Origin of the sequence: Kribbella qitaiheensis (genome assembly GCF_014217565.1) — a bacterium.
Lineage (GTDB): Bacteria > Actinomycetota > Actinomycetes > Propionibacteriales > Kribbellaceae > Kribbella > Kribbella qitaiheensis_A.
Map to the genome: position 1 here is coordinate 3,499,864 of NZ_CP043661.1, position 21,100 is coordinate 3,520,963.

Consider the following 21,100-nt stretch of genomic DNA (forward strand, 5'->3'; position numbering starts at 1 on the left):
CACGTGACAGGCTGACCTCCATGGTGTCCGTCCTTGGCTGGTGGCGTGAGCGCAGCAGAGCTGAGCGCTTCGACATCAGCCTCCGTTGGCCCCTGTACTTCGTAGTCGGCTCGGAGCCCTTCCTGGCAGTCCTGCTCATCGCCGGCAACCGGTCGACCTCCAGCCTTCGTGCCGGCATCTTCCTGCTGGTATCAGTTGCCCACACGGTCGCACTAGTGATGCTGATGCGAGCCAGCCTCAGCGCCTACCTGCACCGCCAAGGCCCTAGCAAGCGCCTGCTGATCACGGCCGTAGTCCTGACCGTTGTCGGTGTCACGGTCCTTCCCGACCATGCCGTCTCACTCCTGATGCTCGGCGGGTTCCTGACGCTGGCACTGTCACCACTCCCGCCGCTAGCGGCACTGCTCGGCCTCGTCGTACTCGGCTCTGTCCTCGCAGGTCTTATCGCAGACACGCAGGCAGCTTTCGCCTTCGCGTACGGTGTCGGCATCGCGGTGCTGACCGGCCGGTTCTCCGCCTGGATGCTCGGGATGGGCTGGGAGCTGGACCGTTCCCGGGCCATCTCCACCCAGCTCGCGGTCGCCGAGGAGCGGCTGAGGTTCTCGCGCGATCTGCACGACACCCTGGGCCGCAACCTCTCGCTGGTGGCAGTGCAGAGCGAACTCGCGGCGCGGCTGGCCGACAGGGGCGACGCGGACGCGGCAGAGCAGATGCTCGCTGTCCGGAGGATCGCCCACGAGTCGCTGCGCGAGATGCGCGCAGTGGTCGACGCGTACCGGAGTACGGACCTCAGCTCGGAGCTAGCAGGAGCACAGTCCGTACTACGGTCTGCCGGAATCAACTGCCGGGTCATCGGCGACGGGTCGAGCCTGCCGGACGCGACGCAGATCGCCCTGGCCTGGGTGGTCCGCGAGGCCACCACGAACGTCATCCACCACAGCGACGCGACCACCTGCAAGATCGAACTGGACGCGGCCGACAAGCAGAGCGTCGTACTGCGGATGGAGAACGACGGCGTGCGTACCGCCCGCACAGCTCTCGGTCCAGGCAACGGTCTGGTCGGACTGCGCGAGCGACTTGCCGAAGTAGGCGGCACCCTGACCGCTGAGCCGCAGCCGGGCGGCCGGTTCCTCCTCCAAGCCCAGTTGCCGACCGCATGATCCGCCTCCTCCTCGCGGACGACGAGAACCTCATCCGTACTGCGCTCGCCGCGCTGCTCTCACTGGAAGACGACCTGACGGTGGTAGCCCAGGCAGCCTCGGCCGCCGAGGCACTGGCGATGGCACGGCATCACCGACCCGACGTGGCCGTCCTCGACCTCCAGATGCCGAGTCTGCCGACCGGCGGTCTCGGCGGGATCGGCGTGGCCGAAGTACTGCGGGTCGAGCTGCCCGAGTGCGCCAGCCTGATCGTCACCGGACACGGGCGGCCCGGCCACCTCAAACAGGCCCTCGCTGCCGGCGTCCGCGGCTTCCTGCCCAAGACGGTGTCGGCCGAAGTACTGGCCGACGTGATCCGCACCGTCCACGCCGGCGGCCGGTACGTCGACCCCGAACTCGCCGCCGAAGCCATCAGCGCCGGCGACAACCCGCTCACCGCCCGCGAAGCCGATGTCCTGGAACTCGCCGCCGACGGAGCTCCGATCGAGGAGATCGCCCAGCGCGCGGCCCTCTCCCCCGGCACCGTCCGCAACTACCTCTCCTCGGCCGGCGCCAAACTAGGCACCTCCAACCGCCACGAAGCCGCCCGAATAGCTCGCACCCACGGCTGGATCTAGCCCACTACAAGCCGAACAGGCTGACGAGCAGGTCGTCGGTCTCGGGCGTCGAGTCGTTGGTGGGTGTGAGTGACACCGTGACCTGGCGAGTCGCGTCGGCGGAGTGGTAGCTCCAGGTGGAGTAGCCGAAGATCCCACCGGTGTGTCCCCAGACGACAAGGTTCGGCAGGGTCAATCGGCTGATGCCCAGACCGCCCGCGTGGAAGTCGGCGTCCGCCGGCCTGGTCGTCTGCATGGCCCGCAGTTCGGCCGGACGGAGCAACTCCCCGCTGAGCAGGGCCGCGAAGAATCGGTTCAGGTCGGTTGCCGTCGAGACCAGGCCGCCCGCGGACCACGCCTGGGTGGCGTTGAACTCGGTGATGTCGACCAGTTCGCCGTCCACCGGCAGGTACCCGCGAGCGTGCGGCTCCGGCAGGGCGACCTCGTCTCCAGGCAGTGAGGTCTGCTGCAGCCCGACCGGGGTCAGGATGCGGTTCCCCACCTCGGTCGCATAGGAGTTGCCGGTAGCGGCCTCGATCACCAATCCCAGCAGGACGTAGTTGGTGTTGGAGTACGACCAGGTGGCGCCGGGCTCGAACAGCGGGTCGTGCCCGGTCGCCATCGTGATCGCCCGCGCCGGATCCCAGTGCAGGGACCGGTCCCGGACGATCCCGGCCGCGTCAGGCAGATCGCTGGTGTAGTTGTAGAGCCCGCTCGTGTGGCTGAGCAGGTGCCGAAGCGTGATCCCGTCACCGCCGGGCACCATCCCGGGCAGCCAACGCTCCACCGGATCGTCGAGGCCCAGCACACCTTCACCCACCAACTGCAGCGCTACGGTCGCAGTGAAGGTCTTGGTGACACTGGCAATACGAAACGACCCCGCCGAATCGATCGGCGCCGGGCTGCCGATTTCGGCAACGCCGCTCGCCCCGACCCAGGGACCGTCATCATCGCGATAGTGCACCAGCACTCCCGCTGCCCCAGCGGCAACCAACGAGTCAAGGACACCCTGCAGACGTTCTCCGCGATCGGACATCACACCACCCTGCCTTGATCCGTGAAAGAGAAGCCCAAGAAGTCGGCGACCGGGCGGTAGCCGATGGTTGCGTAGATCTTGTTCGAGGTGGGGTTAGCGAGGTCGGTGAAGAGACAGGCAGCTGAGCCGGCGGCGAGGATCTGCTGAGTCACGTGGGCGGTGAGGGCGCTGGCATAGCCGTGGCCGCGGTACTCCGAGGGTGTGTAGACCGGGCCGATGCGGGTCGCACCGAAGGCCTCGCCCTGTCTGCCGACCAGGCTTGCCGCGCGTCCCTCGTCCTCCCAGAGCCAGAGTCGTTCGAGCTCGATCCGGCCGCGTACCCAGGTGTCCGCCAGAGCGCGCGACGAGTCGTGCCCGAGCGCGATGCTGTATCCCTGGGAGAGTTCAGCGGTGATCTCGACGTCCGCCAGGGTCGCCAACCTCGGAGTACCGGCAGCTTTCTGTTCGACGAACGAGATCAGCTGGTGCAACCGGGTGCCACGGATCTTCTGGAAGTTCTTGCCGACGCGGGCGGCGAACAGTTCGGCGAAGATGGGGGCCGCGGTCGCAGTACCCTCCGCTGACTCGGCTCCAGGGACCAGGTCGGCCAGTGCGTTGACGAGCGGCGGGACCAGGTCGTCGGCGAGCGAACCCAGCACGATGCCGCGCAACGCCGTCCAGAGGACGGCACCGACTACCTCGCCGCCTTCGTGGAGCGACACGTAGAGGGGAGGTTCGGGGTCGTGCATGATGCCCTGGATCCGGCCCTCGACGCTGCTCAGGACCACGCTGTTGAGGACCGGATCCTTTTTCAGGAAGGGAAAGACGGCAGCCCGGAACTCGACCGGATCGCCGGTCGAGCGGATTGCCGTGCTCACGCCTCGAAGGCGAAGTCGACGAAGTCCGCGACCGGGCGGTAGCCGGCCTGGAAGTAGATCTTGTTCGAGGTCGGGTTGGCCAGGTCCGTGTAGAGGCAGGCCTGATTGCCATCGGCAAGGATCTCGGCGGACACGTGACTGGTCAGCGCACCGGCGTACCCGTTGCGGCGGAATTCGGCCGGGGTGTAGACCGGCCCGACCCGGCAGACGCCGAACAACGGGAGGTGATGGCCGACCATGCTCACCGGCGTACCGTCGACCTCCCAGAACCAGAGCGTGCGGTCCCTCAGATGACGTTCTGCCCACTCGACGTCGAGCCCGGGCTCGTCCCTGAAGTCGACGGCCACCCATTCGGCGGCCAGCTGCACGTCGTCCTTCGTCATCAGGCGCGGACTTCCACCAGTGGCCTCGAGCATCGCCAGGTCGCCGAGCTTGTGCAGCCGGGTGCCCTTCGCCTCAGTGGCCGCGGTACTGCGGGCGTCGGACCAGCGCTTGGCGAACGCGGTGGCGGCCGGGCGGTCGCCCGCGACTCCGCTGAGCTCCGGGAGTACGTCGAGGTAGGCGTCGGCGACACCCTCAGCCAGAGATTCGGGCAGTGCGCCGAGGTACGCCGGACGGCCCGGCGTACGCATCGCGGCGCCGATCACCTCGCCGCCGTCGTGCGCCGACACGTAGTGTCCGAGCCCCTGCTCCTGGCGGTACGTCCCGGCGGCGCGCTCGGCGACGTTGCTCATGATGATCGTGTGCAGCACTGGATCCCGCTCCAGGAAGGGGAACGCGATCGCCTGGAATTCAGCCGGGTCGGTCGTCACACGGAGCTCCATGCGCAGTGAGATTACGCCTGCCACCGTCTCGCGGTCAGCCGATTTACACTGCGGACATGTCCACCACGCGGTTGCTGCTCCTCGGGGTCGTCCGGATCTTCCAGCCGGCCTACGGCTACCAGTTGCGCCGGGAGTTGCTGACCTGGGACGTGCAGGAGTGGGCGAACATCAACCCCGGCTCGATCTACACCGGCCTCCGCACCCTGGCCAGGCACGGGCTGCTGATGGAGCTCGAAGAAGGCGCCGGCAACAAACCCGGGCGTACGTCGTACAAGCTGACCACCGACGGCGAGAGCGAGTACTTCACGCTGCTGCGGAAGGCACTCTGGAGCGTCGACGGCTTCCAGCCGGATCAGATGCAGGCCGCACTCAGTTTCCTGTGGTCGCTGCGCCGGGACGAGGTGCTCGCGGCGCTCGAGTCGCGGATCGTCCAGCTGGAGCAACTGGCCAAGGCCGAGCCGTTCTCCGAGCGCCAGATCGAGGAAGACCCCGGTACGCCGAACCACGTGGTCGAGATGTTCCGCATCGCCGCCGCCCGCGACCGCGGCGAGCTCGAATGGACCCGCTCGTTCCACCAGCGGGTCACGGACGGCGCCTATTCCTTCGCCGGCGAACCGCCCGACTGGAACCCCACCCCCGCCATGATCGAGCACTGGCAAACCATCCCCGAACCCCCTGCCTAGCCCCGCCCAGCCCTGCCCAGCCCTGCCTGGCCCTGCCCAGCCCTGCCTCGCCCTGCCGAGCCCTGCCCAGCCCTGCCTTTCCCCCGCCTTCCTTCCCTTGCCTTCGCCACCCGCTGCGCGCCCGTCGCAGATTTAATCAATGTTGACTAGTCAATATTGAACCATCAGACTGGCCCGCATGATGATCGAAGCTCGCGGGCTTGTCCGCACCTTCAAGACCAAGCGCGGGCCGGTCCCTGCCGTGCAGGGGGTAGACCTGAATGTCGCCGACGGTGAGATCGTCGGCTTCCTCGGCCCGAACGGGGCCGGTAAGACCACCACTGTCCACTTTCGGTAGACGCTCCCTTCCGTGTCCTAGTCTTCGAGGTACGGGAGGTTGAGCGAGATGACGGTTGTTAGTGCGCTGGGTGTGTCTATGTGGGCCGACAAAATGGCGTTGATGCTGGGCGGCGCGAAAGTAATGGCGTTGAGCTATGCGCGGGCGAGTAAGGATCAGAAGCGCAAGAGCTATTCGGTTGACCAGCAAAGCGACATGAACAATGAGGAGATCGAGAAAAACGGGTGGACCAAACTCGGCGAGTACTCGGATAACGATGAATCGGCTTCGCGATTCAGGCGTAAGGCGGCTGGGCGGGAAGATTTCGCCGAGCTTTTGAAGGAGATCAAGACGGGTAAGGCTAATGTCTTGGTGCTTGTTGATGTTTCGCGGTCACAGCGAGATCTTGAAGTGTTCGCGATGCTGCGGAATCTGTGTTTTGAGAACGGCTGCTTCTTCTGGCTGGTCAACGGAAACCTTTATGACCTTCGGGTGACGGCGGACCGGAATTCACTGGCTAATATGGCGGTTCAGGGTGAGACGTTCTCGGATGCGGTGAGCGACGGCGTGAGCCGTGGATTGGCCAAACAGAAGAAGGACGGCCGTCCGGCGTCGCGTTGCCCGTATGGGTATGAGCGTTTCAAGGATCAGAAAACAGGCGCTTTCGACCGGCAGGTGTTTGACGTGACCGAGCGGACCGCTGTTCATACCGAAACCGGCACGGTAGAGGAATACACAACGTCCGATGTGGTGGAGAACATTTTCAGGCAGTTGCGTAAGTTGACGACTTCGGGTGCTATCGCCAGGGATCTCAACTCGCGGGGTATTCCGTCGCCGGGTGGTTTGCTGTGGTCGCGGCAGACAGTCGAGTTCATTGCGAGGAACGCGGCCTATATGGGGAAGCGGGCCAGTTACGGCACTGTGGTTTCTGATGGGCAGTGGGAAGGGATCGTGAGCCCTGCCGTATTCATGGACGTGCAGCGGATTCTTGATCGTGACGACAAAGGTCATGACAGGACCGGCAGGAAAGCGAAGGACAAGCCGGATGCTGAATGGCTGTTGTCGTATGCGGCTCGGTGTGCCGAGTGTGGCGCGTGGCTGGAAAGCAAGCACAAGTCCGCGAACAACGGTGCAGCGGTTGTTTACCGGTGCAGCAAGAAATACTGTTCGTCGGTAAACTTCGCGAAGTTCGATTCCTATGTCGAGTCGGTGCTGGTTGCTTGGCTTTCCCGTCCGGATGTTTACCAGCGGCTCATTTCACAGCGTCGGGTGAACGATGCGAGCATTAAGGCCCATGAGGACGACATTGCTTTAGCGGAACGGCAGTTGGGTGAGAACAAGGCTTTGCGGATGTCCGGCGCGATGCACCCGGATGATTTTGTGGACATGCAAAAGGATTTGCGTGACCGGATCGAGTTGGCTGAGAAAACGATCCGGGCTGCTGCCGTCCCGGATATCATTCAGGATTTGGTCGGGCCGGACGCAGCCGAGCAATGGGCTGCTATCCCGGAAGTAGCGACCCGCCGCGAGATCATCAAAATGGTATGTGCGCCGTTGCTGCACAAGGCGAACAAGAATCCGCGTATGCCGATTGAGAAGCGTGTTTCGTTCGGCGGTTTCATGAAGGATCTCGCCGCCTGAACTATCTAAAAGCCGACGCCCGCTGTTCCCCCGAGATGCTGAGGGGACAGCGGGCGTCTTTGTGTGTCAGTCGTCAATGATGCCAAGCACGCGGGCTAGCAGGGCAGCTAAGGCATCGTCAGGCAGTGGCCATTTTGCGGCTCTCGCGATGATGTCGGGATCGGTGGGTTTGTGGGGTTTGTCTTTCCAGTAGTCTCCGAGTTCGCGCGGCGAGGTTTTCGCCGCGCGTTGTTTCTGTGTGTTCTCCTTTCTCGCCTTTGCGGCGGGGTTTGAGGGACGTTTCCGGTTTGGCGTTGGTGATCGCCTCCTGCGGTCGGCGGTAAGGTCAGTTGCGCGTTAGTTCGCGCGAAACGTTGCCGGGTCACCCTGGTTGTGTTGCGGGCCGCGCGGGCTGGGCCGACGCGACCACCCCCGTCGTTGTCGGCCCAGCCATTCCGAGCCGGTTCACGGCACCGGCAATTTGGTGACTGTGTGTCACCGGAGTGGAAGTGTCTCGGAAGTGTTCGCGCCCCGGAGCGTGTGCCTCAACGTGCGGGCGCGCGCGAGATTCGTGCACAACTGGGACACCTGCGAACACTTACGTAACGTGATCCTGCGGGCGGGTGGTGGCCTTCCACCGGCCGTAGTCGGGGTTGGTCACGGTGCCGTCGGCCTGCCCCGCCTTGAGACGCCGGTAGATCCACGGGCGGCCCTTCCCGGTGGCCGCCTGCAACACGGCCAGGGTCACCCCCTCGCGCGGGGCGTCCCGCAGCGCGGCCCAGAGCGCCATTTCCGGCCCTGAGACGCCCAAGGGTGCCCCTGTGGTCTCCCGACCCCCTGACCGGCCGTCAGAACGGCTCTCAGAGGTTCCGGCCCCGGCTGTGTCGGCAACCGACCCGGTACGGGCGTAGGTGGCCGCTGTGTGCGTCACGTCGGCATCGGTGATGAGGAATGCGCGGCCACGGCGCGGCGTGTTCATTCCGGGTCCGGATACCAGGAATTTCCCGGCTCCATCAAACGACGTGGTATCCCACCCTGCCGACAGTTTCCCGGCACCCAAGATCAGATCTACGTCAGGCCGCTCATTCACTTTGAGGCAGAAGCGGATATTCATCTGTGACCGGATCGCCGACCCGTCTCCCATCGCCTTTTGGGTCGGACGCTGCGTCGCGATGATGAGATTCACGCACACCGCGCGTCCGCGCCGTGCGATCGAATCCGCGTATTTCTGTGCTTTCGCCGAAAGCTCCGCGTATTCATCGATAACAATGAACAGAGCAGGAGCGTCGAATTTCGGGTACCATTCACGCCGGCCGCGGCTTGTCAGAAATTCCGCGCGTTTCTCCAACTCTTCAACGCCTGCTTTCAGCAGACATTCCGCAGAATCGTTATCGGTAGCCAATCGCTGCAAGACATTCGACCAAGGGGCTAGCTCCATTCCCCTTTTCAGGTCGATACCCCAGATGACCGTATCGGCGCATTCAACGATCCGGGCCAGGATCACATTCAGCAACCCTGATTTGCCGGAGTCGGTAGCGCCACCGATCAGGACATGCTTCCGCAAGAGCGGCACGGTAATGGGCGTGCCGTCCTCGAACAACCCGACGATGATGGATTGGGTGATCGACAGGTGCGGTTTCCCGGTCACGGATACCGGGCGTGGTTCCCAATTCACAGGGGCGGCGTGCGGGTCGGTTTCGACCAAGCGCAACGTGAATTGCGACGCATCCTCGGTGACCGGTTCCGCGCGTGTCCCCCCGATCCGGGAACCCAATGCCGATTCGAGCTCGGGGAGATGTTTCACCACATCACCGTAGGTTTGGCCGCGCCGAAGTTTAATCCGTGCGGTCCATCCCCACCGGTCCATAACCGCCGACACCATCTTTGCCCCGGTCAGTCCGGCGGCATCGGCAGTGTCTGGGAATTTGTCGCGGACAATCCGAACGCGGGTCAGGCGTCGCCGGTCCTCTCGCCACAACCACGGACCAGCGAAAACCCCGGCACCCAAGAGAGCGAAAGATTCCATTGGCCCAGCGGTCGCGCCGTAAATGGCCGCACAAGACAGCCATGCCGACACGTAACCGATAAAACCGCCACCCCACAGCCGGACCCGCCACCGGGCCAGCAACGGAAACCGCTCGACCAAACGGGCCGGACGAATCGCGAGAGTCACAATTCCAGCGATACCGGCCAGTCCGGTCACTGGCCACCAATTGGAGTGCACTGCGTGGAGCCATGCCCCCGCGATAAAGCACCCTGCCAGCCAATACAGCGGGGCCAGCTCCGCGCGGTAACGCCACAACACGCGGAACAACTCGCCCACCCAATAGGCATCATTACCGCGTCCATAGTTGACAGGAATCATGAACATTTCGTCCCGGCGGCCACGACGACCGCCGGGGCGGCCCCGGTAAGGGGCCGCGCCACGGCGACGCATCAAAGCTGTTCACCTCCCCAAAAGATCAAGGGGAGAACATCGGCCAGCGGGTGAAAGACCGGGGGCGCGGCGAGGGCATCCGTGACGTAAAGCCACGGCGAGTCCAGCACCCACAACGGGGCAGGACGAGAGTCGTTCTCGACCGCTGCCAGCAACCCGGCACGGCACGCGGCTTCGAGAACGAAATAGCGGGAACGGAGACGCTTGATTTCCCGGACCAAGTCGGCAACATCGGCCGAAGAGATGACGAAAGCATCCACGCCGGTATCGGCGGGAAGGTTCAGGGGAGCCGCGCGCAAAGTCGCCTCAAATCGGGCGCGGGCTGCATCTACTTGCTCAAGAGACATACGACGTGCGGAATGCACGTTCAGAACAAATCACCGACCTTTGATAGACAACATGAACCCTGCAAAGACATAGAACTACTCCAAACGTGTTAGGAAATGACAGATACCGCTGGGAGTGGCCGGGCCACAAACTGCCTCCCTAGACAGTGGCCCGACCGTGTCAGCTACTTAGACACCGGACACAGCAATTACTTAGCGCCGAGGAACTCGGACAGGAACTGCCGGATATACGGCGCGAACTCGCTGGATGCCAGGAAGAACCCGAACAGAACACAAATCACAGCCTGAATGACCGTGAGACTTGTGTAGCGGATCAACACAAAGACACCGACAGCAAACGTCAGCAGCAGTGACACCGAAATAATCAGTACTCATCACCCCCTCTCGATTCTCCTCGGATAGTGAAGAGAGAGGGCAATGTCCCCGTGGATTGCCGGTCCGTGAGATTCACCGGCAACCTTTCGTCTGGCCGTTCCGCGCATAGGCGTAGCGGCGCAAACACTTCTCACAGCCAGCCCGGCCCCTGTCCTTTCGCGCAAGACATGCACAACGAGTCAGGTACCGCATTTGCTGACCGAGCTTCAAACAACCACCTCCGCATGAGTGACGAATCGTTCTCTATTGCCCAACACAACCACCTCTCGAATGTATTCCCAAGCTAATTGCAACAAGTTGCAAACCCCCTAACACACCGACGCAAATCGGGCTGCAACCGCACGATAGGCCCGCGACCGGCGCACGGAACACTTACCCCTCGGGGGGACGGGTAAGTGTTCCGTGAGTTGCGGTCACGGGTTACGTGTAAAAACTATTCAGTTGTGTTTCAGCAGTCCCCCGCTCGCTTGTGAAGTGCCATACGCAATCGAATGGGACGCGAGCGAGGGACTGCCGTCTATTGGAAACGGCGGGGCGCTACATGGTTCTCTTTTCCGTTGTGAGGGGCGGAATGGTTACGCCATGCCGCGCCCCGCCGAAGCCAGGATGACCGGGCAGAAACCTTGATGCTGCCCACCGGCCAACCTGACCGGTCAGAGTTACTCGACGTGTCCGGCAATCAGCACCTGAACCCCGTCAGCCGTGAAAGCCTGCAACGCGACCAGCGGTGGAGTACCTAAACCGGCGAGATGATGCACGCCCGGCAAGATCACTACACGTTCGCCCGTACCGTGCAGTTTCTCCGCCATGCGCGCGAAAGCGTCAGGGACCGTCTCCAACTCTTCGACAAAGATTTCGGCGATCTCCAACCCCCTCGCTCGCGCGAAAGCGATGATGCCCTGCTGGGCTTGCGCCATTTCCCGTGGCGTCATCAGCACATGCCGACGGATATACGCCGCGACATACGGTGCCGGTTTCTGCCCAGTGCTCACACTGTTCTCCGCAAGAATCGTCATTGACCCTCCCCGCTCGAAAGACTGCTCTTCCACTTCAGAATCGAAACCAACGGTAAAACTTTCACGTCCACGTCAAGTTCTTTGAACCTGTTAACCACCGACACGGCAGGCTCACTGTCCGGGAAATAGTTTGGCTCGGGCACAAGCACCACCCTGATACCGCGCGACTCGACCCGCTTAAGCAATGCCCTTAAAGCCACCGAAGAATCTTCCGGCTTCTCAACGAACAGGCCGACCACCTGCACGCCGCTCTCTACGGCAAACCGGCGCATAACCCCTTGGAGCGAATACACATCAGGCTTAGTCAACGGCGGCACATGCCGCAGATAGACCAACGCATACCGCTTGAGCCAGTCCCCGCAGTCATCCATCAGGCCGACCCAGAACCCGACTCATCGCGACGCATAGACGCACGAATCGCAAGAATCGTCGCGAAGTCAGCCAAGGCCAGCACGGCCAGAACCACCGCGCCCCAATTGGCCGCACTCTGGATATCCATCAGCTATCTGACCTCCTCCTGTCGCACCGTCTCCCTGGGCCTTGGTCGGCCATACGGAGTAGCCTGCTAGGTGTTGGACGTTGAGACCAGGGATCCGCTGTCTACAAGCCGTCTACAAATGGCGTGACGGTGCGGACATCAGCGCTAGGAGCGGGGCACGATGGGCAGTAGCTTTGGGGAAACCCTTAGATCGGTGCGGAGCTCGCGAGACCTGAGCCTCCGGGGCTTGGCCCGTCTCGTGTACTTCTCTCCGGCGTTCATTGGGCACGTCGAAACTGGATTGCGACAACCAACCGAAGCATTCGCGCAAGCTGTGGACCAAGCGCTAGAAACATCTGGCTTATTCACAGAGCTTGCGCGGTTAGGAGATGATGACGAAGTGTACCGCCGCACCCTTTTGAAGGCGCTCGGAACGCTAACGAGTGTGGGCGCAATTGCGCCGAGTGCAGTCGCAGAAACGTTGCGTCATTCTCTTGATCGAGCGGCGAGCCTTGTCACTGATGCCGACGATTGGGAAAGCATCGTCTCTACTTATGGTCGAGGCTTTATGACGGAACCACTTTCTGAACTGTCGCAGAGAGCCATGGGTGACTTGCTCGTTTTGTCGGCCAACCCCCACCTCAGAGGAAGGCACGGCGTCCGGCTCGCAATGGTCTATGGATCGTCAGTTGCTAGCCTTGGTGATCCCGTCACCGCCAAACGTTGGTATAACACCGCTGTTAAGTTGGCCGATCATTCCGGTGATAGAGATATGCGTGCGTGGAGTCGGGCCAGACTTGCGTATCGCGTGTTTTATGAAGGCGGCGAAGATAAAGAGGTCCTGCAATCTGCTGACTACCCGATCACGTTCGGTGGTCCAGCGTCAGCCCTGATCGAGGCGCACGCGGCGAAGGCTCATGTCTTCGCTAGCCAAGGGGATTCGAGATCTGCAAATCAGGCTTTAGGTTCCGCCTACCGGTCACTAGAGTTGGCTCAAGACCAAGATGGTTCGTCAATCTTCGCGATGCCGGGTTGGCGTTTAGCTATCGCCGCTAGTTGGACCTACACGGCGCTAGGTGATATTGCCAAAGCCCAGGCTATTCAGGCCGAGGCCGAGAAGCTTCCCAAAGCTGCGATCCGTTGGCGTGCTCAACTTGATATGCACCGAGCTTGGGGCGTTGTGCAAAGCGAAGACATTGATACTGGCGCTGGCCAAGCTCGCCAACTTCTAGAAACCGAACGGAGCAAGGTAATTCACGGTCTCGGTCAGCGCGTATACCTCGCCGTGCCACCGAGTGAACGAGATAGAACTTCCGTTCGCGACCTCGCCGAGGCGCTAAAGGTTCGATGATGACGGCTTTACAGCAAGGCTGGATCTTCTGCGCTGACGGCTTCGGCTGGTTGCAGCGCCTGACGCCCGAAGGTCTGCTAAGCCCGGACTCTATGAGAGTCGATATTTCGAGCATTACAAGTCCTGCTGACTTGCCGGATACATGGAGTGAGTTCCTGTCGGGCGACGGGTGGTATATCGGCGTTCCGGTAAGGATGGTCAACGAACTTGCAGCAAATCACGGAGACGTGATTGATGTGCAGTCCTCCTACATTGATTGGCAGACGCCTTCTGCGGACTCAGATAACCCCAGATGACGAGGCAGCCTGAACCGCTGAGGGTCGGTGGCCCTGCGGGGAGGCGTGTGACCCTCTCCGTGGGCCGCTACGGGCTGCGCGGCAGGCCACTGAAAGTGGCTCTGACCTGCGGAAACGTCAAGGGTGCCAGTCCTGCAACTTGACTACGATGCGGATGCTGGCGACCCTGATCAAGCCGACCAGCGGTTCGGCCACCGTGGCCGGCTGCGACCTGGCCGAGGACCCCGTCGGCGTCCGCCGCGGCATCGGCTACGTGTCGCAGAGCGGTTCCACGCTGCCCGAGGCGATCGCCGGCGACGAGGTCGTCGACCACGCCCGGCTGTACGGCGTACCGAAGAAGCAGGCGATCGCGGACGGCCGGCGCCTGTTCGAGGAACTCGACCTGCCCGGCCTCTGGAAGCGCCAGTGCAAGACCCTGTCGGGCGGTCAGCGCCGTCGCCTCGACATCGTGATGGGGCTGATCCACGACCCCAAGCTGATCTTTCTGGACGAGCCGACCACCGGCCTCGACCCGCAGGCCCGGGCGAACCTGTGGGAGCACATCCGCGGCCTCCGCGATCGCGGCTCGACGATCTTCCTGACGACCCACTACCTGGACGAGGCAGACGCGCTCTGCGACCGGATCCTGGTCATCGACCACGGCAAGATCGTTGCCGCCGGCAAGCCCGAGGAGCTGAAGCAGCAGGTCTCCGGCGACGGCGTCCGGCTCGGACTCGCGGATGCCTCCCAGGCACCCGCCGTGAGCAAGATCGTCGAGGAGCTGAACGGCGCGGTCGCGATCGAGACCGATGGCGACGTGGTCGCGTTCCGGATCCCCAAGGGCGGCTCGGTGCTGCCGGGACTGCTCCGATCGATCGATGCCCAGGGCATCGAGCTGAACGGCGTCGAGGTACACCGCCCGACGCTGGACGACGTCTTCCTGACGATGACGGGCCGCTCCCTGCGCGACGAGGACAGCGCGGACGCAGTACAGGACGAGAAGCAGAAGGAGACAGTGGCATGACGGTGCTTCGCGAGACCTGGATCGTCTTCAACCGCGCGATGCGGCTGTCGCTGCGCAACCCGATGTGGTCCATCCTGATGCTCAGCCAGCCGTTGATGTACCTGTTCCTGTTCGGCCCGTTGCTGAAGCCGATCACCGCGCAGATCAGCCAGGGCGCGACCACGAACGCCTACCAGGTGTTCATCCCCGGCCTGATCGTCCAGCTCGGCATGTTCGGCGCGATGTTCGTCGGCTTCGGCCTGATCGCGGAGTATCGGGCCGGTGTGATCGAGGCGGATCGGGTCACCCCGGCGTCCCGGATGGCGCTGATGGCAGGTCGCGTACTGCGTGACGTGGTGGTCCTGGTCGTGCAGTCGATCCTGTTGCTGGTGGTGTCCATCCCGATGGGCCTGCGTGCGCCCTGGGGTGGCGTCCTGCTGTCGTTGGTGATTGTGGCGCTGCTCGGCGCGACCTTCGCCTCCCTGTCGTACTCCGTAGCGCTCATCACCAAGAGCGAGGACGCGCTGGCGCCGCTGCTGAACGGGATCGCGATGCCGTTGCTGCTGCTGTCCGGCATCCTGCTGCCGATGCAGATCGGCCCGACCTGGCTGCAGCGGCTGTCCGACATCAGCCCGCTCAAGCACGTGGTGAACGGTGTCCGGGCCCTGTTCCGCGGCGACATCGGCAGCAGTTCGTCCCTGTGGGGTCTGTTCTGGGTCGTCCTGCTGACGGTCGTGGGACTCACCGTCGGCGCCCGCACCTTCCGCAAGGAATCCGCCTAGCCAACTGCGACTGCTTGCGTCCGAAGCCCCGAGGGTCCTGACCTCGGATTCTTCGGACACAAGCAGATTTCAGAGGCAAGGCGTTGTTCATCGGGGCGTCGCTCTGCGTGGTTAGCGTCGCAGTCATGCGTATGCCGTCGCCGTTGGTCCGTGGGCTGATCGGCTCTTGCATAGTCGCCGCTGCATCGCTGGTGACGTCCGTAGTGCCCGAGTCGTCGTGGGTGGCGTCGCTGCCGATCGCCAGTGAGCTGCGGTCTACTCTGCCCGGGCGGATGACCGGCCTGACCTTCATGGTCGCCGGACTCGGACTGATGGTGTGGGCGTGGTTATCGGTCGGCCGCGACGTACTTGCCGGCGTACGGCATCGCATCACCCCACTGGTGATCGCCTGGAGCGCGCCGCTGCTCCTGACGCCGCCCCTGTTCAGCAGAGACGCCTGGAGCTACGCAGCGCAGGGTGCACTCGTCGCCAAAGGCTTCGACCCGTACGCCGTGGGCCCCGGCGCTTTGTCCGGCCACATCGTCGAGGCAGTCGACCCGATGTGGATGGCGACTCCTGCGCCGTACGGGCCGGTGCCGCTCGCGTACGGCGGGTTGATGGCGCGCCTGACCATGGACCCGTACCTGCTGATGCTGGCGCATCGGGCCCTGGCATTACTAGGGATCGTGTTGATCGCCTGGGCAGTGCCGCGACTCGCAACCGCCTGCCGGGTCGATCCGAGGATCGCTACCTGGCTTGTCGTCGCCAACCCGGTGCTGATCACGCACGGCCTGGGTGCGGCACACAACGACGTACTCATGCTCGGTGTTGCGTGTGCTGCCTTCGCAGTTGCTCTCACCGGTCACTGGGGAACCGCCGCAGTACTAGCTGGTGCTGCAGCAGCAGTGAAGTTGCCTGGTGGGCTAGTGGTGATCGCAATCGCTGCAGTGATGAGCCCACTCGCCCGGCCTCGTCCACGGATTGTCAGTCTCGCTATAGCCGGTGTGGTCGCCGTGGTGACACTGGCAACCGTCGGCGAACTGACCGGCGTCGGCTCAGGCTGGCTGAGCGCTCTCGACGTACCAGGACTGGTCCGCTCGCCACTGTCGATCGCAAACCTCATCGGTCTCGGCGCTGCCGGCGTACTGGGCTGGCTAGGGGAAGACACCGCCGCCAAGCAAGCACTCCAGCTCGTACGCCTGCTCGGCATGCTCACAGCAGTCGGCCTGATCGCCGTACTCGGTCTGCGCTCATCCATCCACAACGCAGCCCGCGCAGTAGGAATCGCCTTACTGGCCGTAGTTCTGCTCGGCCCCACAGCTCACGACTGGTACTTCGTCTGGTGCTTGCCGTTCCTAGCAGTAGCTCGCCCGGGCCGTCGCCTCACCACCGCCCTCATCGGCGTCAGCACCATCCTCACCATCGCCGCCCCACTCAACTCATCTCTCCGCGGCGCGGTCATCCCCATCCTCGTCACCACCTCCCTGGTCCTGGTGGTCGCCGGCACCTTGCTAGGCCGAGTCCACACCATCCAGCCTCAGGTACGCGGGAAAGGCCGGACAACAATCAAAGAGGGCACCCTGCTCGTCGACCCGATCCGCACGCCCACCAGTGGAGAGATCCGCGCGGCAACATCCACCATCCGGTCATAGGTCCTTGGCAGATCGCGGCTGTGTATCGGCTCCTGGTGAACAATCCGTGGGTCGCGTTCGCGCGAGCAACCGCAACCCTTCGCCGCGTCGACGGCGTCAGGTTGACCACCGGGTCGACGTACCAAGGGAGCTGCGCACCCTGGGCAATCGCCCAACGGCTCAGTTGGCGATCCATTGCGTTCCTCAGACCAACCTCGACGTAGTGCAGCGACTCGTAGAAGGCACCGCTGATCTCGGAGTTCCAGCCGTAGAGCGACAGCCCGGCGGGTGGATCGCCTCCTGCCGCGGCGAGGTACGGGTGCAGGCGCGCTCGTGAGAGAAGGATGGTCCAGCGCTGTCTTGCCACAGGTGGTGCCGTCCAGGTCTTCTAGATGACGTTTGGCTGCGCAGCGGCGATGGTCTACCTTTGTGGTTAGTGAGTGCCCCGGGAATCACGGCGTACCGGCTTCGGCCAGGGAAACCCCCCGGGGCCTTTTCTTTTGCCCGCGAAGGGTTTTGAGCCGTTTCTGCGCACGCCGAGCCTAGCCAGCCGCCTGAGGTTCCGGCAGCCAACTTGAAGTACCTGTGGACAACCGTCCTACGGCTGGATGAGGGCTTGGCTGGTGGCTGCGGTGAGGGCAGCGGCAAGGGCGCGGTGGGTGGTGCGGTCTAGGTGGGCTTCTACTACGTCGATGCCGGCGACTGTGGGGGTGAGTGCTGCGCGGAGGGCTTCTTGGGTTTCGACCAGGTGGTGGGGGATGTCGGCGGCGGCGCAGAGGGCGGCGAGGTTGGTGTCGTGAGGGGTGCCGAAGATGCGGTCGAAGTGGTCGGCATGGGCGTCGGCGCCTTGTTCGAGGGTGGAGAAGATGCCGCCGCCGTTGTCGTTGACGACCACGATACGCAGGTCGGGACGCGGTTCGGCCGGGCCGATGATCAGTCCGTTGAAGTCGTGCAGGAACGCCAGATCGCCAACCAGGGCGTGGGTTGCGCCGGCGTTGGCCAAGGCGGCTCCGACTGCCGTCGACAGAGTGCCGTCGATGCCGGCTAGGCCGCGGTTCGCGACAGTGCGGATCGGTACTACGGGCGCCAGGTCCAGATCGCGTACCGAGTTCGACGACGCTACGACGAGCATGCCGTCGGCTCCCACCGCCTCCGCAACGATCGCGGCGATCGCAGGACCGGTGAGTCTGTCAGCCAGCACCTTGTCGATCGCGGGACGGGCTAGCTGGTCGGCGTGCTGCCAGCGAGCGAGCCAATCGGTGTCGTCGGAAGCTGTCACCTCCAACCCGGTGACGACAGCGGCAGCGCGACGGCCCGCGTCCGGCCACAAGCCGGTCGGCGCAACCACGACGACCTCTACGTCTTGCCGAGCAAGTAGCTTCATCACAGGCCTGGACAGCGTCGGATGCCCGAACACCAGCACCCGCTCGATCTCCCCCGACAGCTGCGAAGATGCCGATAGCAACAACCTGTAAGCCGAGATGACGGCGGGCCCGGTCCTCGCCCGGCTTGAGGGCTCCGCGAAGAGCGGCCAACGCCCTGCTTCGGCGATGAGCCGCGCTGCCTGCGAGGCACCATCGCCGGCAACCACTACGGTCTTCGGCCCAGCCGCCACCGCTGTCGGCTGCGCAGCACCCGCATGGACACTCGTCCACGGACCGCTACGCCCCTCAAGCGACTCCGGCCAGTCAGGCCCATCACTAGTAGGCACCAGCGGCTCGGCCAACGCGCAGTTGAGCTGCACCGGCCCTGGATCCGCAGTACGCGCACCGACAGCAGTAGATACAGCGCGAGCGATCGTCGAACGCCAGTACGCCACCTGCCCGAGCTCCTGCGTCGGAGTACCGACCTCGTGGAACAACCGCACAGCAGACCCGAACACCTTCAGCTGATCCGTCGTCTGGTTGGCCCCGCTCCCCCGCAACTCCGGCGGCCGGTCCGCGCTCAACACGATCAACGGCAGCCCGCTGTGCGATGCCTCGAGAACGGCCGGATGCAGGTTGACCACCGCAGTACCGGACGTGGTCACCACTGGCACCGGCAGCCCGGTCCCACGGATCAACCCGATCGCTAGGAACCCCGCAGTACGTTCGTCGATGCGTACGTGCAGCCGTAGTCGCCCCTCCCGGTCTGCAGCCGCCAGCGCCAACGCCAGCGGCGCACTACGAGATCCCGGCGCCAGCACGGCCTCTCGCACGCCAGACCGAATCAGCTCGTCGACCACTACAGTCGCGAACGCCGTGGACGGGTTCATCCCACACTCCCCTTCAGGAGGTTCTCGACCCGGGCATACCGGGCTTCCCAAGCTGCAGCGATTCCTGGATCGGCAGTAGCCGCAGCCAGCAACTCCATATCGGGCTGGGGCCGTCCGACACGCAGGAGGCCGTCTACTGGCAACAGCGGCTCGGCCACGACCTCAGAGGTGAACATCGAGACAGTGGCCAGCCCACACGCATAGGGAAGCTCCGGCAGGGCTGCAGCAAGAGCAACCCCGGCCGCGATCCCCACTGAAGTCTCCAGCGCCGACGAGACCACCACAGGCAGTCCGATCTGCTCAGCGATGTCCAGGCACGCCCGCACACCCCCGATGGGCTGCACCTTCAGTACTGCGATGTCGGCGGCCTCGAGCTTCTTCACCAGCATCGGATCCGCCGCCTGCCGGATGGACTCGTCCGCAGCCACCAGTACGTCGGTCCGACGGCGTACGGCGGCCAGGTCTTCCACCGAGGCGCACGGCTGCTCGACGTACTCCAAGTCGAAGCGCGCGAGCTCCTTCAAGCTGCGCAGCGCCTGGTCGACGGACCAAGCGCCGTTGGCGTCAATCCGCACCTGCCCTGAGCCGATCGCGTCCCGGACGGCCTCGACCCGCTCCAAGTCGTCCGCCAACGTCTGCCCGGGCTCAGCCACCTTCACCTTGGCAGTGCCACAACCAGAAGCCCTGACGATCTCCGCAGCCTTCTCTGGACCGACAGCAGGCACAGTGCAGTTCACCGGTACTACGGAACGCACCGGCGTCGGCCACCCGTCCACAGCCGCCTCACGAGCAGCCCGAAGCCAGGCGACGCAAGTGGCGTCGTCGTAGTCCAGGAACGGACTCCACTCCGCCCAGCCGGCCGGCCCTTCGAACAACATTCCTTCGCGAACCGTGATGCCACGGAACCGGTTCTTCAGCCCGATCGCATAGGTGATCACCGCACGCCCTCCAGCAGGGACTGCCGATCAACCTTGCCCGAGGCAAGCATCGGCAGCTCTGGCAGCTCGATCGCGTCGCGCGGCGCCCAGGTCCGGGGCAACACCTCGGCCACGAAGTCCCGCAACTCGTCAAGGCCGACGACCTCGCCGACCACGAACGCGACGACCCGGCTCCCCCACTCGGCATCGGGCACGCCCAGCACGACGGCGTCCTTCACCGTGGGATGTTCGAGCAGCCGGGCCTGGACCGCGGTCAGCGTGACGTTCACGCCACCCGAGATCACCACGTCGTCGAGGCGGCCGACGACTTGCAGCCGCCCGTCCACGAACCGGCCGCGATCCTGCGTCCGGAACCACCCGTCCCGCAGCACCTCCGCGGTGACCGCCGGCCGGAGCCGATACCCGGAGAACAGAGTCGGCCCGCTGATCAGGATGCGCTCGTCCTCGAGCCGCAACGAGGTCCCAGCCAGCGGCTCCCCGGCGTACACGCAGCCGCTGCCGGTCTCCGTCATCCCGTACGCCGGGATCGCGGCCACCCCGGACTCCCGGACCAGTTCCTTCAGCTCGGCCGGCATCGCGGCGCCGCCGATCACGATCGCGTCGAACGACCGCAGCGCGTCCAGTTCGGTATCGAGGTAGCGAGCAAGCTGAGTCGGCACCATCGCGGTGTACCGCCGCGCCCCGGTCATCGCCGCAGCGGCCGCGGTAAGGCTCGGGTGCTCCCAGGCGATCACCGGCGCGTGCCCAGCGAGCACCGACCTGGTGAGGACCTGCAGCCCGCCCACGAAGTACGGCTTCATCGGTAGCAGCCACTGCCCCGGCCCACCGAGTCGCTCATGCGTAGCCGTGGCAGACGCGACCAGGGCTGCCCGGGACAGCATCACGCCCTTCGGCTCGCCCGACGACCCGGAGGTGGTCAGGATGACAGCGCAGTCGTCCGACTCCAGCGGCTCGTCCGGTGCCACCGCCTGTTTGACCCGCTCGGCCGACGCCGCGTCAGCCGGTACCGGGGCGAACGGCGTACCGGTTCCGTCCAGTACGGCCGTCAGCGCGGGCAACACGGCATCGGGAGTGCCAGGGACCAGCCGCAACACCCTCCCCACCGCTTTCCTTCCTTCTCTTGTCGTAGACATATCTCTCCG

The 21,100-nt window shown here is 64.2% G+C and carries 21 protein-coding genes; 10 read left to right on the forward strand and 11 right to left on the reverse strand.

Annotated elements, in window-relative coordinates:
* Positions 1-20: 20 nt before the first annotated feature.
* On the forward strand, positions 21-1,160 hold the full coding sequence (locus tag F1D05_RS16240) for a sensor histidine kinase (protein WP_185448454.1): 1,140 nt from the start codon (positions 21-23) through the stop codon (positions 1,158-1,160).
* Positions 1,157-1,777: a response regulator transcription factor gene (locus F1D05_RS16245; protein WP_185448455.1), complete on the forward strand. Its 621-nt coding sequence runs from the start codon at positions 1,157-1,159 to the stop codon at positions 1,775-1,777. Before F1D05_RS16240 ends, F1D05_RS16245 begins: the two co-directional genes overlap by 4 nt.
* A gap of 4 nt (positions 1,778-1,781) precedes the next feature.
* On the opposite strand, the gene F1D05_RS16250 is transcribed toward F1D05_RS16245, so the two are convergent.
* The 3 genes from F1D05_RS16250 to F1D05_RS16260 are packed head-to-tail and all read right to left on the reverse strand — an operon-like array spanning position 1,782 to position 4,461.
* Entirely contained in the window at positions 1,782-2,792 is a 1,011-nt protein-coding gene (locus F1D05_RS16250) for a serine hydrolase domain-containing protein (protein ID WP_185448456.1), read from the reverse strand.
* Positions 2,792-3,649: a GNAT family N-acetyltransferase gene (locus tag F1D05_RS16255; RefSeq protein ID WP_185448457.1), complete on the reverse strand. Its 858-nt coding sequence runs from the start codon at positions 3,647-3,649 to the stop codon at positions 2,792-2,794. Before F1D05_RS16255 ends, F1D05_RS16250 begins: the two co-directional genes overlap by 1 nt.
* Positions 3,646-4,461 (reverse strand): GNAT family N-acetyltransferase, encoded by an 816-nt coding sequence (locus F1D05_RS16260; RefSeq protein WP_246486745.1) that lies wholly within the window; start codon positions 4,459-4,461, stop codon positions 3,646-3,648. Before F1D05_RS16260 ends, F1D05_RS16255 begins: the two co-directional genes overlap by 4 nt.
* Positions 4,462-4,529: 68 nt before the next feature.
* Here F1D05_RS16260 and F1D05_RS16265 point away from each other — a divergent pair, with 68 nt between their 5' ends.
* The 3 genes from F1D05_RS16265 to F1D05_RS16275 all read left to right on the forward strand — a co-directional run bounded on the left by F1D05_RS16265 (position 4,530) and on the right by F1D05_RS16275 (position 7,113).
* Positions 4,530-5,156, forward strand: a complete 627-nt coding sequence (locus tag F1D05_RS16265; RefSeq protein WP_185448459.1) for a PadR family transcriptional regulator — start codon at positions 4,530-4,532, stop codon at positions 5,154-5,156.
* Positions 5,157-5,334: 178 nt separating this feature from the next.
* Complete coding sequence (locus F1D05_RS16270) at positions 5,335-5,493, forward strand: ATP-binding cassette domain-containing protein (protein ID WP_281388954.1); 159 nt, start codon at positions 5,335-5,337, stop codon at positions 5,491-5,493.
* A 48-nt stretch (positions 5,494-5,541) separates the two neighbouring features.
* On the forward strand, positions 5,542-7,113 hold the full coding sequence (locus F1D05_RS16275) for a recombinase family protein (RefSeq protein WP_246486851.1): 1,572 nt from the start codon (positions 5,542-5,544) through the stop codon (positions 7,111-7,113).
* Between the two features lie 577 nt (positions 7,114-7,690).
* Here the strand turns inward: F1D05_RS16275 and F1D05_RS16280 are convergent.
* The 5 genes from F1D05_RS16280 to F1D05_RS16300 form a co-directional block, all read right to left on the reverse strand.
* Entirely contained in the window at positions 7,691-9,415 is a 1,725-nt protein-coding gene (locus F1D05_RS16280; protein ID WP_185447480.1) for an FtsK/SpoIIIE domain-containing protein, read from the reverse strand.
* 113 nt (positions 9,416-9,528) lie between these two features.
* Positions 9,529-9,876: a hypothetical protein gene (locus F1D05_RS16285; RefSeq protein ID WP_185444046.1), complete on the reverse strand. Its 348-nt coding sequence runs from the start codon at positions 9,874-9,876 to the stop codon at positions 9,529-9,531.
* Between the two features lie 188 nt (positions 9,877-10,064).
* Complete coding sequence (locus F1D05_RS16290; protein WP_206685912.1) at positions 10,065-10,232, reverse strand: hypothetical protein; 168 nt, start codon at positions 10,230-10,232, stop codon at positions 10,065-10,067.
* 678 nt (positions 10,233-10,910) lie between these two features.
* Positions 10,911-11,267, reverse strand: a complete 357-nt coding sequence (locus F1D05_RS16295; RefSeq protein WP_185447478.1) for a hypothetical protein — start codon at positions 11,265-11,267, stop codon at positions 10,911-10,913.
* Positions 11,264-11,638 carry a hypothetical protein gene (locus F1D05_RS16300; RefSeq protein WP_185447476.1) on the reverse strand — a complete coding sequence of 125 codons (375 nt, stop codon included), beginning with the start codon at positions 11,636-11,638 and terminating at the stop codon, positions 11,264-11,266. The genes F1D05_RS16295 and F1D05_RS16300 overlap by 4 nt, the downstream gene beginning before the upstream one ends.
* Before the next feature lie 288 nt (positions 11,639-11,926).
* On the opposite strand from F1D05_RS16300, the gene F1D05_RS16305 reads away from it, so the two are divergent.
* From F1D05_RS16305 to mptB, 5 genes are all read left to right on the forward strand, one after another.
* On the forward strand, positions 11,927-13,096 hold the full coding sequence (locus tag F1D05_RS16305; RefSeq protein WP_185447475.1) for a helix-turn-helix domain-containing protein: 1,170 nt from the start codon (positions 11,927-11,929) through the stop codon (positions 13,094-13,096).
* Positions 13,096-13,392: a hypothetical protein gene (locus tag F1D05_RS16310; RefSeq protein WP_185447474.1), complete on the forward strand. Its 297-nt coding sequence runs from the start codon at positions 13,096-13,098 to the stop codon at positions 13,390-13,392. The genes F1D05_RS16305 and F1D05_RS16310 overlap by 1 nt, the downstream gene beginning before the upstream one ends.
* A 148-nt stretch (positions 13,393-13,540) precedes the next feature.
* Positions 13,541-14,395, forward strand: coding sequence for an ATP-binding cassette domain-containing protein (locus tag F1D05_RS16315; protein WP_246486746.1), 855 nt, complete (start codon positions 13,541-13,543; stop codon positions 14,393-14,395).
* Positions 14,392-15,156, forward strand: coding sequence for an ABC transporter permease (locus F1D05_RS16320; RefSeq protein WP_185448460.1), 765 nt, complete (start codon positions 14,392-14,394; stop codon positions 15,154-15,156). The genes F1D05_RS16315 and F1D05_RS16320 overlap by 4 nt, the downstream gene beginning before the upstream one ends.
* A 125-nt stretch (positions 15,157-15,281) precedes the next feature.
* A complete protein-coding gene (mptB, locus tag F1D05_RS16325; RefSeq protein ID WP_185448461.1) occupies positions 15,282-16,787 on the forward strand; it encodes a polyprenol phosphomannose-dependent alpha 1,6 mannosyltransferase MptB in 1,506 nt (501 codons plus the stop codon).
* Between the two features lie 577 nt (positions 16,788-17,364).
* Here the strand turns inward: mptB and menD are convergent.
* From menD to menE, 3 genes are read right to left on the reverse strand one after another with little or no spacing between them, the layout of a single operon-like run.
* Positions 17,365-19,020, reverse strand: a complete 1,656-nt coding sequence (gene menD, locus F1D05_RS16330; RefSeq protein ID WP_185448462.1) for a 2-succinyl-5-enolpyruvyl-6-hydroxy-3-cyclohexene-1-carboxylic-acid synthase — start codon at positions 19,018-19,020, stop codon at positions 17,365-17,367.
* Complete coding sequence (locus F1D05_RS16335; protein ID WP_185448463.1) at positions 19,017-19,958, reverse strand: o-succinylbenzoate synthase; 942 nt, start codon at positions 19,956-19,958, stop codon at positions 19,017-19,019. The genes menD and F1D05_RS16335 overlap by 4 nt, the downstream gene beginning before the upstream one ends.
* Positions 19,955-21,061: an o-succinylbenzoate--CoA ligase gene (gene menE, locus F1D05_RS16340; protein WP_246486747.1), complete on the reverse strand. Its 1,107-nt coding sequence runs from the start codon at positions 21,059-21,061 to the stop codon at positions 19,955-19,957. Before menE ends, F1D05_RS16335 begins: the two co-directional genes overlap by 4 nt.
* Positions 21,062-21,100: the final 39 nt, after the last annotated feature.

Excerpts from the sequence above, each read along its gene's own strand:
- F1D05_RS16240 (WP_185448454.1), top strand. The coding sequence starts at position 21 with ATGGTGTCCGTCCTTGGCTGGTGGCGTGAGCGCAGCAGAGCTGAGCGC.
- F1D05_RS16245 (WP_185448455.1), top strand. The coding sequence starts at position 1,157 with ATGATCCGCCTCCTCCTCGCGGACGACGAGAACCTCATCCGTACTGCG.
- F1D05_RS16250 (WP_185448456.1), bottom strand. The coding sequence starts at position 2,792 with ATGTCCGATCGCGGAGAACGTCTGCAGGGTGTCCTTGACTCGTTGGTT.
- F1D05_RS16265 (WP_185448459.1), top strand. The coding sequence starts at position 4,530 with ATGTCCACCACGCGGTTGCTGCTCCTCGGGGTCGTCCGGATCTTCCAG.
- F1D05_RS16270 (WP_281388954.1), top strand. The coding sequence starts at position 5,335 with ATGATGATCGAAGCTCGCGGGCTTGTCCGCACCTTCAAGACCAAGCGC.
- F1D05_RS16275 (WP_246486851.1), top strand. The coding sequence starts at position 5,542 with ATGACGGTTGTTAGTGCGCTGGGTGTGTCTATGTGGGCCGACAAAATG.
- F1D05_RS16285 (WP_185444046.1), bottom strand. The coding sequence starts at position 9,876 with ATGTCTCTTGAGCAAGTAGATGCAGCCCGCGCCCGATTTGAGGCGACT.
- F1D05_RS16295 (WP_185447478.1), bottom strand. The coding sequence starts at position 11,267 with ATGACGATTCTTGCGGAGAACAGTGTGAGCACTGGGCAGAAACCGGCA.
- F1D05_RS16300 (WP_185447476.1), bottom strand. The coding sequence starts at position 11,638 with ATGGATGACTGCGGGGACTGGCTCAAGCGGTATGCGTTGGTCTATCTG.
- F1D05_RS16305 (WP_185447475.1), top strand. The coding sequence starts at position 11,927 with ATGGGCAGTAGCTTTGGGGAAACCCTTAGATCGGTGCGGAGCTCGCGA.
- F1D05_RS16310 (WP_185447474.1), top strand. The coding sequence starts at position 13,096 with ATGACGGCTTTACAGCAAGGCTGGATCTTCTGCGCTGACGGCTTCGGC.
- F1D05_RS16315 (WP_246486746.1), top strand. The coding sequence starts at position 13,541 with ATGCGGATGCTGGCGACCCTGATCAAGCCGACCAGCGGTTCGGCCACC.
- F1D05_RS16320 (WP_185448460.1), top strand. The coding sequence starts at position 14,392 with ATGACGGTGCTTCGCGAGACCTGGATCGTCTTCAACCGCGCGATGCGG.
- mptB (WP_185448461.1), top strand. The coding sequence starts at position 15,282 with ATGCGTATGCCGTCGCCGTTGGTCCGTGGGCTGATCGGCTCTTGCATA.
- menD (WP_185448462.1), bottom strand. The coding sequence starts at position 19,020 with ATGAACCCGTCCACGGCGTTCGCGACTGTAGTGGTCGACGAGCTGATT.